Source organism: Morganella sp. BCCO 40_0007 (genome assembly GCF_032989665.1).
In the GTDB taxonomy this organism is placed as follows: domain Bacteria; phylum Pseudomonadota; class Gammaproteobacteria; order Enterobacterales; family Enterobacteriaceae; genus Morganella; species Morganella sibonii.
Genome location: NZ_JAVBIN010000001.1, coordinates 436087 through 449256, shown reverse-complemented (window position 1 = coordinate 449256; position 13170 = coordinate 436087). Strand labels below are relative to the sequence as shown.

Here is a 13170-nt window from a genome sequence, read left to right as displayed (position 1 = left end):
CGGATAACGCCGGGCGGCCTGCTGTTTTCAGTCACTGTGAATGCACCGCAGCCTGCGGTGTGTGAGGATTATCATGCTCCGGAGTATTTGGGCGACATACAGCCAGCGTAATGCCCGTATTCTTTTACTGCTCGGTTTCGCATCCGGACTGCCGCTGGCGCTGACCAGCGGCACACTCCAGGCCTGGATCACCGTCGAAAACGTGGATATCAGAACCATCGGGTTTTTCACCCTTGTCAGCCAGGCCTATGTGTTTAAGTTCCTGTGGGCGCCGTTTATGGATCGCTATCAGCTGCCGTTTCTCGGACGCCGCCGCGGCTGGATGATCGCCACACAACTCCTGCTGGTTGTCAGTATTGCCGGTATGGGGATGCTGAAACCGACGGAACACCTCTGGTGGCTGGCTGCGGCAGCCGCGATAGTTGCCTTCTGCTCCGCATCACAGGACATCATTTTTGATGCTTATAAAACCGACCTGTTGTCCGCGAAAGATCGCGGTACCGGGGCGGCAATATCAACCTTAGGTTACCGGCTTGCGATGCTGCTTTCCGGCGGGCTGGCACTGTTTATCGCCCACCGCTATACCGGCTGGCAGAATATGTATCTGCTGATGGCGGGACTGATGCTGATCGGTGTGTTCGCCACGCTGATAGCGAAAGAACCGGAAACCGATGCCCCGCCGCCGCGCACACTGCGTGAAGCGGTACGGGAACCGCTGGCCGAGTTTTTCTCCCGCAATAATACCTGGCTGCTGTTACTGCTGATTGTACTTTACAAAATGGGTGATGCGTTTGCCCTGACACTCAGCACGCCGTTTCTGATCCGGGGCGCCGGGTTCGGTCCGGATGAAGTCGGGCTTATCAACAAAACCCTGGGGCTGGCCGCGACGATTGTCGGCGCCCTGTACGGCGGTTATCTGATGCAGCGCTGGAGCCTGTTTAAATCCCTGATGTTTTTCGGGATTTTGCAGGGATTCTCCAACCTCGGCTACTGGGTGCTGTCCGTCACACCACAAAATATCTATATGATGGGCGGAGTGGTGTTTATCGAAAATATCTGCGGCGGGATGGGGACAGCGGCTTTTGTCGCCCTGCTGATGACGCTCTGTAACCGCTCATTCTCCGCCACGCAGTTTGCCCTTCTCTCCGCACTGTCAGCGGTCGGCCGTGTCTATACCGGGCCTTTTGCCGGCTGGATGGTGGAAACCTACAACTGGAGCTGGTTCTATCTGTTCACTGTATTTGCTGCAGTTCCGGGATTGCTGCTGCTGATGTTGTGCCGCAAGACATTGCATTACACTCAGAAAACGGAGCAGTTTCTGCCCCGGCGGCATTTCCGTAACGGCTACCGGGCAGCCCTGTCACTGCTGGGGATCACCGCCGTGCTGTTCACCGCCAGCCTGATCCTCCTGCTGACCGGTGTGTTTGAACTGACCCCGGGCTTTATTCCGGATACGCTGAAAGGTGACCTGTTTATTTACGGCCTGAATATCGGTATTGCCGGGTTGTTCCTCGGCGGACTGCTCGATTATTGTGCACTCCGCCGCGATAAACTGGCCTGATCGGCTGTTACGAATATCAGAAAAAATTCAATCAAAAGTTTATAAAGCCGGTTTTAACCGGCTTTTTTTATTCCTGATTTTCGATACACATCACAATTTTTGTAATTTATTTCTTAAAATTACATTCAAAACCACAAATACATCACATCCCCCATTTTCCTTTTTGTGCCCCCGGCCTATATTCGCGCTGTTACTTCTGACTTCTATACTCTTTAATGGCCAAATAAACAGCTAAAAAATTATGAAAAAAACGACTATTGCAGCCCTGATCGCTGCAACCGCCGCGTTTTCTGCGCAGGCTGAATATCAGTGGGGATTTGCTAACGTCAGCATGAACTATCTGGACTGGACTCCGCATACCACCCACAAGAGCGGTAACAGCTCGCATAAAGATGACTTTGCGTATCTGGAGCTTGAGGGCGGTGCCGGTTTTACCTGGGGTGAGCTCTACGGTTTCTTCGACCTCGAGAATGCATTCAACAGTAAAAACGATTCCGATGCCGGAGATAACCAGCGTTACACCTTCAAATCCACCGCACGTATCTACCTGGGTGATACCGGATTTAACGCCTACGGCCATGTCTATGGCACCTATTCCCTGCCGGGCAACGGTGGTAACTTCCATGAAGTGAACACCCTGTACGGTATCGGTTATAACACCGATTTCCACGGCTTATGGTTCAAACCATTTGCAGCGCTGCACTATGTTGATCAAACATTTTACAGCGGTAACAACGGTTATGTCCTCGGCTGGGTTGCCGGTTATGACTTTAACCTGTGGGATGAAAAATTCAGTATCACCAACTGGAACGAAATTGAGCTGAACCGTAACGAACGCTACGGCAACGGCGGGCGTGACGGTGTCAACGGTGCGCTGGCCTTATGGTGGACACCGGTTCCGTCAGTAACAACCGGCATTCAGTACCGCTATGCGGATAACAAACTGGGTGAAGATTTCTACCAGCAGGCTGTGGTTTACAGCATAAAATATAACTTCTAGATCACATTTTTTCACTGCGGAGGGCAAAAACCCTCCGTATTTTTACCAAGAAACTGTTTCTGAACAAAAAATTTTCACCATTACATCACATAAAGTGTAATAATCAGCGTTTCATCCTTTCGGTATTTCCTTCCTTAATCTAAGCTTAAATATAAATTTGTCTCGTGATTGTTAAATTTGTGATTTTTATTTCACGATTTAATAAAAATCGGATTACTTGTGATCCTTTTAACATAAAGAGGCAACAAACCAACCAATCTTATTACATATATTTACACTGATCTTACCTTGCCGTAATATGTGCGGACTGATGAAACGACAAGAGTACTTAAGTACCTTTGTTTTTGGGGTCGTTGGATGAGACTTATGAACTACAAAAAGAGTATTGGGGTAATCTCGCTGCTCGCATCTGCACTTTTGCTGGGCGGATGCGATATGGCACTGATGAACCCGAAAGGCACTATCGGTGCTGAGCAAAAAACACTGATTTTAACCGCCATTGGTCTGATGCTCATTGTGGTTATTCCGGTCATTATCATGGCAATCGTTTTTGCCCTGCGTTACCGGGAAAGCCAGAAAGCAACTTACCGTCCTGACTGGGCGCATTCCAATAAAATTGAGCTGGTCGTCTGGACTGTTCCGATTATTATCATTCTGATCCTGGGTACCATTACATGGAAAACCACCCATGAGCTGGACCCGTACAAGCCGCTGGTCAGTGACCAGGAGCCTGTCACCATCCAGGTTATCTCAATGGACTGGAAATGGTTATTTATCTATCCGGATCAAGGTATTGCCACTGTCAATGAGATCGTATTCCCTGTCGGTGTTCCTGTCAATTTCAAAATCACCTCTGATTCTGTGATGAATTCATTTTTCATCCCGCAGTTAGGCGGACAGATTTATGCAATGGCAGGTATGCAGACCAAACTGCATCTGATTGCTGAAGAGCCGGGCGTGTACAAAGGCATTTCTGCCAGTTACAGCGGTCACGGTTTCTCTGACATGAAATTTACCGCCACAGCCACACCGACACGCGAAGCCTTTGATGAGTGGGTTGCGAAGGTGAAAGCCTCACCGGACACCCTGAACACCACCGAAGCGTTTGACGCGCTGGCAAAACCGAGTGTGAATAACCCGGTTGTCTATTTCTCAACTGTCAAACCAAACCTGTTTGTGGATACCATTAACAAATTTGGTCACAGCGGCCACGGTGCCGGAAAGACACAGGAAGGCGAAAGCCATTCAATGATGAACATGAGCGCAGATGAACACAGCAGCCATACGCCTGCAGCTCATGCCGGGAATGAGGGGTAAAGCATGTTCGGAAAATTAACACTGGATGCCATCCCCCTGCATGAGCCTATCGTTGTTATTACGGTACTGGGTATCATTCTGGGCGGTGCTGCACTTGTCGGTCTTATCACCTACTTCCGCAAATGGACGTGGTTATGGACTGAATGGTTAACAACTGTTGACCATAAAAAAATCGGTATTATGTACATCATCGTTTCAATGGTGATGCTGATCCGTGGTTTTGCTGACGCCATTATGATGCGCGCCCAGCAGGCCCTTTCGTCTGCCGGTGAAGCCGGATTCCTGCCGCCTGAACACTACGACCAGATCTTTACCGCCCACGGCGTTATTATGATCTTCTTCGTGGCGACACCGTTTGTTGTCGGCCTGATGAACCTGGTCGTGCCGTTACAGATCGGCGCACGTGACGTTGCCTTCCCGTTCCTGAACTCCCTGAGCTTCTGGTTCTTTATGGTCGGTGTGATCCTGGTGAACCTCTCTCTGGGTATCGGGGAATTTGCACAGACCGGCTGGCTGGCCTATCCGCCGCTGTCGGGACTGGAATATAACCCGGGCGTCGGGGTCGATTACTGGCTGTGGAGTCTTCAGATATCCGGTATCGGTACCTTACTGACCGGGGTTAACTTCTTCGCCACCGTACTGCGTATGCGCGCACCGGGTATGTCGATGATGAAAATGCCGGTCTTTACCTGGGCGGCATTCTGTACCAACATCCTGATTATCGCCGCGTTCCCGATTCTGACCGTGACCTTAACCGGTCTGACCCTTGATCGTTACATGGGCACCCATTTCTTCACCAATGATATGGGCGGCAACATGATGATGTACATCAACCTGGTGTGGGCATGGGGTCACCCGGAAGTCTATATCCTGGTTCTGCCGGTCTTCGGGGTCTTCTCTGAAGTCACTGCGACATTCTCGAAAAAACGCCTGTTCGGCTATACCTCACTGGTATGGGCAACCATCGCGATTACGGTTCTGTCCTTTATCGTCTGGCTGCACCACTTCTTTACCATGGGCTCCGGTGCGAACGTCAACGCCTTCTTCGGTATCGCCACGATGATCATCTCCATTCCGACCGGGGTGAAGATATTCAACTGGCTGTTTACCATGTATCAGGGCCGTATCGAGTTCAAAACCCCGATGCTCTGGACAGTCGGCTTTATTATCACCTTCTCCGTCGGTGGTATGACCGGGGTTCTGCTGGCAGTACCGGGTGCAAACTTTGTCCTGCATAACAGTCTGTTCCTGATTGCACACTTCCATAACGTCATTATCGGTGGTGTGGTCTTCGGATGCTTCGCCGGTACCGCTTACTGGTTCCCGAAAGCGTTCGGTTTCACCCTGAACGAAAAATGGGGTGTCCGTGCATTCTGGTGCTGGTTCATCGGTTTCTTTGTTGCCTTTATGCCGGTTTACGTGCTGGGCTTCATGGGAATGACCCGCCGTATCAGCCAGAACATTGACCCGACTTTCCACACTATGCTGTTAATCGCAGCCGTCGGTGTGGCCATCATCGGTGTCGGTATTCTGTGCCAGGTCATTCAGTTCTATGTCAGTATCCGTGACCGCAACCAGAACCGTGACGTCACCGGTGACCCGTGGGGCGGCCGCACACTGGAGTGGGCAACCTCTTCACCTCCGCCGTTCTATAACTTCGCTGAAGTGCCGGATGTTCAGTCCCGTGATGAGTGGTGGGATATGAAAGAAAAAGGCACCGCCCATAAACGCCCTGCAAAATATGAAGAAATTCATATGCCGAAAAACACGGCAGCAGGTGTGATTATCGCCGGTTTCAGCCTGATCTTTGGTTTCGCCATGATCTGGCATATCTGGTGGCTCGCGATTGTCGGTTTCGCCGGCATGATCGTCACCTGGATTGTGAAAAGCTTCGACGAAGATGTGGATTACTATGTTCCTGTGGCTGAAGTCGAAAAAATCGAAAACGCCCACTACGAACAACTGAGCAAGGCAGGTGTGGATAATGTCAACTAATACCCTGACTCAACATAATAACGCCCATGATAATCATGGGCATCACGATGCAGGTGCGACCAAGGTCTTCGGATTCTGGGTCTACCTGATGAGTGACCTGATTCTGTTTGCGAGTCTGTTCGCCATTTATGTGGTGCTGAAAGACGGCACCGCCGGCGGACCGTCAGGCAAAGAAATCTTTAACTTACAGTTTGTACTGGTGGAAACCTTCCTGCTGTTATTCAGCAGTATCACCTACGGCTTTGCCATGCTGGCAATGAACCGCAATCAGGTGGGTCAGGTTAATCTGTGGTTATTTGTGACATTCCTGTTCGGCCTCGGCTTCGTGGCGATGGAAATTTACGAATTCCATGAATTAATCAGCGAAGGTTACGGCCCGGATCGCAGCGGCTTCCTGTCCGGTTTCTTCACCCTGGTGGCAACACACGGTCTTCACGTCACTGCCGGTCTTATCTGGATCATTATCATGATCATCCAGACCAGCCGTCGCGGCCTGACCGAGGTGAATAAAACCCGTCTGAACTGCTTAAGCCTGTTCTGGCACTTCCTGGACGTGGTCTGGATTTGTGTGTTCACCGTTGTTTATCTGTTGGGGGCACTGTAATGAGTCATTCAAATACAGCCGGTACCGGGGCAAGCCACGGTAGTGTGAAAACCTATCTGATCGGCTTTATATTGTCGGTCATTCTGACAGTCATCCCGTTTTATATGGTGATTGAGGGAACTGCCTCAACATCTGTACTGCTGGCGACTGTTGTGATTACCGCTGTTGTTCAGATTCTTGTTCACCTGGTGTGCTTCCTGCACATGAATACCGCGTCTGAAGAGCGCTGGAACCTGATTGCGTTCCTGTTCACGCTCCTCATTATCGGTATCGTGGTCGTGGGTTCACTGTGGATTATGTACAACCTGAACATCAATATGATGGTTGATTAAGAGTTGCCGATATGATGAAGCAATACCTGCAAGTGACCAAACCGGGAATTATTTTCGGAAATTTAATTTCTGTGGTCGGGGGATTCCTGCTCGCCTCCAAAGGTGACATTGATTACCCCCTGTTCATTGCGACATTGCTCGGTGTCTCGCTGGTCGTGGCCTCCGGTTGTGTTTTTAACAATTACATCGACCGCGACATCGACTCCGTCATGGAACGCACGAAAAACCGCCCTCTGGTAAGAGGGCTTATTGACCCGAAAATCAGTCTGGTTTATGCCTCTGTGCTGGGTATTGCCGGCATGGTGCTGCTGTTAGTGGCAGCCAATGTGGTGGCAATGCTGATTGCTGTTGTCGGCTTTGTGGTTTATGTCGGGGTTTACAGCCTGTACATGAAACGCAAATCGGTTTACGGCACACTGGTCGGCAGCCTGTCCGGTGCCGCTCCGCCGGTTATCGGCTACTGCGCAGTGACCGGCCAGTTTGATACCGGCGCACTGATCCTGCTGTTAATCTTCAGTTTATGGCAGATGCCGCACTCCTACGCGATTGCCATCTTCCGTTTCAAAGATTACCAGGCGGCCAATATCCCTGTACTGCCGGTGATTAAAGGTATTTCTGTGGCGAAAAACCACATTATCCTGTACATCATCGCCTTTATGTTTGCCACACTGATGCTCGCCATCAGCGGGTATGCGGGATATAAGTACCTGATTGTCGCAGCGGCAGTCAGTGTCTGGTGGCTCGGCATGGCATTATCGGGCTATAAAACAACGAACGATCGCCTCTGGGCACGTAAGTTGTTCGTGTTCTCCATTGTCGCTATCACATCACTCAGTGTGATGATGTCTGTTGACCCAAGCGTCTCCGGCGATGTTCTGCTGGCCTACAGCCGTTAACACACACTTTCTGTAATAACAAAATGGCAGGGCTTCCCTGCCATTTTGTGTTTAGTAAAAACCACAAATCTCATTAGAATGTGGTGTCTGTTTTTTTGAGGTTATCCCATGAACGATAATAAAATGACTCTGGTTGAGCGTCGCGCGACCTGGGGCTTAGGCTCGGTATTTTCTCTGCGCATGCTCGGCATGTTCATGGTATTACCTGTTATCACCACATTCGGACTCGATTTTAAAGACGCCACCAGCACCCTGATAGGTTTTGCCATCGGCGTCTACGGCCTGACACAGGCCATCTTTCAGATCCCCTTCGGCCTGCTTTCTGACAAAATCGGCCGTAAACCGCTGATTATCGGCGGGCTGATTATCTTTATGGCGGGCAGTATTGTTGCCGCGCTCAGCCACTCTATTTACGGCGTGATCGCCGGACGGGCGCTCCAGGGTGCAGGCGCGATCTCTGCCGCTGTCATGGCATTACTGTCCGATACCACCCGTGAACAGAACCGCACCAAAGCGATGGCCTTTATCGGGATCAGCATCGGGATCACCTTTGCAGTCGCTCTGGTACTCGGACCGGTACTGGCGGATATCATCGGCCTGTCCGGCCTGTTCTGGGGCATTGCCCTGCTCGCGTTTCTCGGCATCCTCGTCACGCTGTATGTCGTGCCGGATAATAAAGAGCACCGCCAGAACCGGGAAACCGCCGTGGTAAAAGGCGCGATTAAACAGGTTCTGATGGATAAACAGCTCGCGCGGCTGAATTTCGGTATCCTCGCCCTGCACACTCTGCTGATGGCGACCTTTGTCGCCCTTCCTCTGGTGATGAGTGATGCCGGGCTGGCGCGGGAGTCCCACTGGAAAGCGTATCTGTACACGATGCTGATAGCCTTCGTGTCTGTGCTGCCGTTTATTATTTATGCGGAAAAATACCGCAAAATGAAGCAGGTTTTTGTCAGTTGCGTGGTCATGATGGCGCTGGCAGAAATCATGTTTCTGCTGGCAGGTAAAAACCTCTGGCTGCTGTACGGCGGATTGCAGATCTTCTTTATTGCGTTCAATGTGATGGAAGCGATTCTGCCGTCACTGATCAGCAAAGAAGCTCCGGCCGGCTACAAAGGAACGGCCATGGGGATCTACTCCACCAGCCAGTTTATCGGCGTGGCGCTGGGCGGCAGTCTCGGCGGCCTGCTCTACAGCATGAATGGCGCACTGGCCGTTTTTGGTGGTGGTCTGGTACTGACACTTATCTGGCTGGCTGTCAGCCTGACACTGCGTCAGCCGCCGTATGTCAGCAGTCTGCGTCTGGAATTGCCGGAAAATGACGTGAATCATCCGGATATTGCTGCGAAATTACGCGAAAAGCCGGGTGTATGTGATGTGGTGATTATTGCACAGGAACGGGCGGTGTATGTGAAAACAGATACCAAACTGTCAAACCGCAAACAACTCGAAGCCGTTTTACAGGGCTGACAGAAACCGGCAACCATGCTGATGCGGGTTGCCGGATAACACTCAGTCGCGGAAGTTTTTAAACTGGAAAGGTTGCCCCAGCTTCCCGTTGCGAACCAGTGCCATAACAGACTGTAAATCATCACGGGATTTACCGGTCACACGAACCTCTTCTCCCTGAATCTGTGTCTGTACTTTCAGTTTGCTGTCTTTGATCAGCTTGACGATTTTTTTCGCCAGCGCACTGTCGATCCCCTGTAACAGCGTTGCCTCAACACTGTACAGCTTGCCGCTGTGAACAATCTCATCCGGAACGGTCAGAGACGCGCCGTCAATCCCGCGTTTCGCCAGTTTTTCCCGCATAATATCAACCAGCTGATTGACCTGGAAATCAGATTCACTGGTCATCTTAACACTGTTATTTTTTTCATTGAGCTCAATCGTGGCGGTAATGTTGCGGAAATCCCAGCGACTGGTCACTTCACGCTGTGCGTTTTCCACGGCATTGCGCACTTCATGTAATTCAACTTCAGAAACAATATCAAATGATGGCATCGGAAGACCTCCCTATATTCAACTGACCGGCATGATACCGGGTTTATCAGACCAACAAAAGCACTATATTTCCCGCTATATTTACTAAGGTGCAAACGGACAAAAAGTGGTACTATTCAGTGATATTGCTCACATCTTTTTCGCTGTCCGGAGTCCTTATGAAAATAACAGTACTGGGTTGCGGCGCAATCGGGAAACTCTGGCTCGCTGCACTGTCAGGCAGTCATGAGGTGCAGGGATGGATGCGTATTCCCGAGCCTTACCTGAATGTAAATATTGATTCTCTGAACGGAGAGCCGTTTTACGGGCAATTTACCACAAATGATCCGGAATTCCTTGCGCAAACCGAATTACTGCTGGTTTGCCTGAAAGCCTGGCAAACCTCCGAAGCCGTTAATCAATTGCTGCCGAAAATCCCGGAATCCTGTCCGGTACTGCTGCTGCACAATGGTATGGGCGTGGCGCGTGAGTTATCCCGCTGTCCGAACCCGCTGCTGACCGGCATCACTTCCCACGCTGCATTTGAAGAAGACGGCCTGCTGCACCACAGCCGCCGCGGACTGACACACATAGGCCCGGTGAATGAACGTGCCCGCCATTACGGTCATCTGGCCGATATTCTGCACGATGCCCTGCCGGATGTGGCCTGGCATGATGAAATCGATGCCGCCTGCTGGCAAAAACTGGCCGTGAACTGTGTTATCTCCCCGCTGACCGTTATCTACGACTGCAAAAACGGGGAGCTGATGTCACACCTGCCGCAAATCCGGGTACTGTGTGATGAAGTTGCGGAAGTGATGCTGCGTGAAGGTATTCATACAGACGGTGATGATATCTATGAATACATTCTTCATGTGATTGAAAAAACCGCCGATCACAGCTCGTCTATGCGCCGGGATATTCTTTACGGCCGTTATACCGAGATTGATTACATTACCGGCTATCTGCTGCAACGAGCCCGCTATCACGGGATTTTGCTGCCGGAACATATTCACGTTTACAGCCTCGTCAAACAAAAAGAGGAACAAAATGCCCCCTTCAGTTCTCATTTGTCTCGCTGACGGCTGCGAAGAAACCGAAACCGTCACCACCGCCGATCTCCTGGTGCGTGCCGGTATCACTGTCACACTCGCCAGTGCCAATGATGACGGCGGCTGTCTGATCACCGGTTCGCGCGGGATCCGTATTATGGCCGACGTGCCGCTGGTACGGGTGGCGGATACCCCGTTTGACGCCATTGTGCTGCCGGGCGGCCTGAAAGGTGCGGAAAATCTGCGTGACAGCCCGCTGGTGATCGAAAAAATCCGCCGGATGCATTGTGACGGACACATTGTTGCCGCTATCTGTGCGGCACCATCCGTTATTCTGGTGAGCCACAATCTGTTCCCGCTTGGCAATATGACCGGTTATCCGGCGCTGGAAGATAAAATACCGGCAAAACAGTGGGTGAATCAGCGGGTGTATTTTGATGAGCGCGTTAATTTACTGACCAGTCAGGGTCCGGCTACCGCTATCGATTTTGCTCTGCGCCTGACTGAACGCCTGTGCGGGCAGGAAACTGCCGCGAAAGTGGCGGCTGAATTAGTGCTGCCGCCGGGGATCTGGGATTATCAGGATACCCCTTACCGCACACTGGCGGACAACAAATAAAAAAACGCCCGGCTGTTTATGATACCGGGCGTTTGAGATTGCTGTAAAACAGGTTTTTACTGTACCGGCGGTTCCGGTGTCACCATCATCCATTTTTTGGGTTTCAGCGAGTAATGTCCTGCCTTCAGTGCCGCCCATGCCGCCTTCTGATCGGCTTCAGAGGCATACTGAATATCCTGATAATCGCTCTCTGTCCAGACCAGCTTATCCGGCTCTCCCTCAGCAACTTCAGTGGTCTGCTGCCAGATCTGACAATACAGCGATGTATCGGAGTAACCGGTAATACAGACCACCGCCTCATCCTGTCCGTCTCCGTCCGCATCCGCCATAAATCCGAGACACTCCCCGTTCGCGGAGGTTTCCGTGCAGAACCAGCTGCGGGTAACATCCGGTTTTCCCTCCCACCAGGATTCCGGTAATTCTGGGCTGCCCGGTACTGTGAGCAGCACCTCCTGCAGTGTCCGGCGGTTGTCCTGATCATAAGAGGAGTAGGTCAGTGCTTTACGGTATTCCGGGTTGTCATTCAGCACGGTGAGTGCCGCCTCTCCCCGTTTCCCCAGACCTTCCAGGGTATAGCGGATATCAGAGGTGACTTTGATTCTGCCCTTTTCAATACCGGCCAGAATACTGTTTGCCGTGATCTGTTTAAAATCTGCCAGCGGACTGCTGATCACCAGGATAACCGCCATCAGCACCAGTAATCCGGCCTTGTTGACCGGCCCGAGCAGCACCGCCCATCCGCTGCGTTTCCATAACAGTGCCACGCTGTACGCCAGCACGACCACCGCCAAAAACAGCGCGATACTGAATCCGTATAACCGATCCATACTCCAGCTGTATTGATTAACACGCACCAGAATGCCGTAAACCGACGACAGCGAAAAAACGTTCAGCAGCAGCACACCGGCCAGCACCAGCGCGCTGAGCCAGGAGCGGAAGCGCGGGACGCACTCATTGCCGTAAACCAGATTCAGCAGAATGATGTTCAGCGCGACAAACCAAATCATGGTGAATGAGCCCAGCCCGCTGACACGGACGCCGGTCACCACGGATAACAGCAATCCGCCGGCGGCAATCACACCGATAACCGTCAGCAGCGGCAACAACACCCGCGCCACATAGCCGGCAATTTTTCCGGTGCTGAAAGAAAAGACCGACCGGACAAATACCAGACTGACGTTAAACCCGAGACAAAAGCTCATCCAGTAATACAGAGAATCATCCAGCCACCCGCTGAGAAACTCTAGGTTCACAATCCGGAACAGATAGACCGCCAGATGCAGCATGCCCATCACCAGCAGACCGATAAGCCCTGCCAGCGCACCCAGCACGGTGTTTCTGACATACTGTTCCGTCAGCAGCGCATAATCCGGATTCCGTGAGCCGGATGACTGCCACAGCTGAAACCACGGCAGAATCAGCCAGAACAGCAATACCAGCAGAGGAATAAGCGAAGAAAGCTCACGGGTGTGGCCCGCCGTTGCCTCACTCAGATACCAGTAATTCATCCAGACACAGAGAGCTGCCGTCAGAACCAGCCCTGTCCAGAGAGCCGCAGAGGAAAACCGGCTGATCAGATAACTGAATACCGTCGGCACAAACATCGCCAGCAGCATCGGCAGCCAGACCAGTGATCCCGGCAACTGCCATGAACTGCGGATCAGATAATCGGATGTTGCATTCAGTGTAAGCCCCTGAAGGAGCGCCACCACAATAACAATAAAATAGACAAAACGGCTTGCCGGTACCGGGACCGTACTGTTTTTCATTCTGAAACCCCGTCAGTAATGGATGTTGCTGCCGGACAGCAT

Annotated in this window: 12 protein-coding genes; 10 read left to right on the top strand and 2 right to left on the bottom strand. The window is 51.6% G+C overall.

Features of this window, described 5'->3' with window-relative positions:
• Positions 1-73 precede the first annotated feature (73 nt).
• From ampG to R5268_RS01855, 8 genes are all read left to right on the top strand, one after another.
• A complete protein-coding gene (ampG, locus tag R5268_RS01890) occupies positions 74-1561 on the top strand; it encodes a muropeptide MFS transporter AmpG (protein WP_317418451.1) in 1488 nt (495 codons plus the stop codon).
• Positions 1562-1802: 241 nt separating this feature from the next.
• Positions 1803-2561 (top strand): outer membrane protein OmpK, encoded by a 759-nt coding sequence (locus R5268_RS01885; protein ID WP_107678501.1) that lies wholly within the window; start codon positions 1803-1805, stop codon positions 2559-2561.
• A gap of 357 nt (positions 2562-2918) precedes the next feature.
• Complete coding sequence (gene cyoA / locus R5268_RS01880) at positions 2919-3878, top strand: cytochrome o ubiquinol oxidase subunit II (RefSeq protein WP_317418452.1); 960 nt, start codon at positions 2919-2921, stop codon at positions 3876-3878.
• A gap of 3 nt (positions 3879-3881) precedes the next feature.
• A complete protein-coding gene (cyoB, locus tag R5268_RS01875; protein WP_046893159.1) occupies positions 3882-5873 on the top strand; it encodes a cytochrome o ubiquinol oxidase subunit I in 1992 nt (663 codons plus the stop codon).
• On the top strand, positions 5863-6477 hold the full coding sequence (locus tag R5268_RS01870; protein ID WP_107678502.1) for a cytochrome o ubiquinol oxidase subunit III: 615 nt from the start codon (positions 5863-5865) through the stop codon (positions 6475-6477). Before cyoB ends, R5268_RS01870 begins: the two co-directional genes overlap by 11 nt.
• Positions 6477-6809: a cytochrome o ubiquinol oxidase subunit IV gene (locus R5268_RS01865; protein WP_004236445.1), complete on the top strand. Its 333-nt coding sequence runs from the start codon at positions 6477-6479 to the stop codon at positions 6807-6809. Before R5268_RS01870 ends, R5268_RS01865 begins: the two co-directional genes overlap by 1 nt.
• A gap of 11 nt (positions 6810-6820) precedes the next feature.
• Positions 6821-7705 (top strand): heme o synthase, encoded by an 885-nt coding sequence (gene cyoE, locus R5268_RS01860; protein ID WP_046893157.1) that lies wholly within the window; start codon positions 6821-6823, stop codon positions 7703-7705.
• Between the two features lie 108 nt (positions 7706-7813).
• The gene (locus R5268_RS01855) at positions 7814-9175 is read left to right on the top strand and encodes an MFS transporter (RefSeq protein ID WP_317418453.1); all 1362 of its coding nucleotides are present in this window, start codon (positions 7814-7816) and stop codon (positions 9173-9175) included.
• A gap of 42 nt (positions 9176-9217) precedes the next feature.
• Here the strand turns inward: R5268_RS01855 and R5268_RS01850 are convergent, their stop codons facing one another.
• Positions 9218-9709: a YajQ family cyclic di-GMP-binding protein gene (locus R5268_RS01850; RefSeq protein ID WP_046893155.1), complete on the bottom strand. Its 492-nt coding sequence runs from the start codon at positions 9707-9709 to the stop codon at positions 9218-9220.
• 158 nt (positions 9710-9867) lie between these two features.
• On the opposite strand from R5268_RS01850, the gene panE reads away from it, so the two are divergent.
• Together panE and yajL are read left to right on the top strand one after the other, a co-directional pair.
• Entirely contained in the window at positions 9868-10770 is a 903-nt protein-coding gene (panE, locus tag R5268_RS01845; protein ID WP_107678506.1) for a 2-dehydropantoate 2-reductase, read from the top strand.
• The gene (gene yajL / locus R5268_RS01840; protein ID WP_314045522.1) at positions 10739-11359 is read left to right on the top strand and encodes a protein deglycase YajL; all 621 of its coding nucleotides are present in this window, start codon (positions 10739-10741) and stop codon (positions 11357-11359) included. The genes panE and yajL overlap by 32 nt, the downstream gene beginning before the upstream one ends.
• A gap of 56 nt (positions 11360-11415) precedes the next feature.
• Here the strand turns inward: yajL and R5268_RS01835 are convergent, their stop codons facing one another.
• Positions 11416-13128: a DUF4153 domain-containing protein gene (locus R5268_RS01835; protein WP_317418454.1), complete on the bottom strand. Its 1713-nt coding sequence runs from the start codon at positions 13126-13128 to the stop codon at positions 11416-11418.
• Positions 13129-13170 lie beyond the last annotated feature (42 nt).

Excerpts from the sequence above, each read along its gene's own strand:
- cyoB (WP_046893159.1), top strand. The coding sequence starts at position 3,882 with ATGTTCGGAAAATTAACACTGGATGCCATCCCCCTGCATGAGCCTATC.
- R5268_RS01835 (WP_317418454.1), bottom strand. The coding sequence starts at position 13,128 with ATGAAAAACAGTACGGTCCCGGTACCGGCAAGCCGTTTTGTCTATTTT.
- R5268_RS01885 (WP_107678501.1), top strand. The coding sequence starts at position 1,803 with ATGAAAAAAACGACTATTGCAGCCCTGATCGCTGCAACCGCCGCGTTT.
- yajL (WP_314045522.1), top strand. The coding sequence starts at position 10,739 with ATGCCCCCTTCAGTTCTCATTTGTCTCGCTGACGGCTGCGAAGAAACC.
- ampG (WP_317418451.1), top strand. The coding sequence starts at position 74 with ATGCTCCGGAGTATTTGGGCGACATACAGCCAGCGTAATGCCCGTATT.
- R5268_RS01850 (WP_046893155.1), bottom strand. The coding sequence starts at position 9,709 with ATGCCATCATTTGATATTGTTTCTGAAGTTGAATTACATGAAGTGCGC.
- R5268_RS01855 (WP_317418453.1), top strand. The coding sequence starts at position 7,814 with ATGAACGATAATAAAATGACTCTGGTTGAGCGTCGCGCGACCTGGGGC.
- R5268_RS01865 (WP_004236445.1), top strand. The coding sequence starts at position 6,477 with ATGAGTCATTCAAATACAGCCGGTACCGGGGCAAGCCACGGTAGTGTG.
- panE (WP_107678506.1), top strand. The coding sequence starts at position 9,868 with ATGAAAATAACAGTACTGGGTTGCGGCGCAATCGGGAAACTCTGGCTC.
- R5268_RS01870 (WP_107678502.1), top strand. The coding sequence starts at position 5,863 with ATGTCAACTAATACCCTGACTCAACATAATAACGCCCATGATAATCAT.
- cyoA (WP_317418452.1), top strand. The coding sequence starts at position 2,919 with ATGAGACTTATGAACTACAAAAAGAGTATTGGGGTAATCTCGCTGCTC.
- cyoE (WP_046893157.1), top strand. The coding sequence starts at position 6,821 with ATGATGAAGCAATACCTGCAAGTGACCAAACCGGGAATTATTTTCGGA.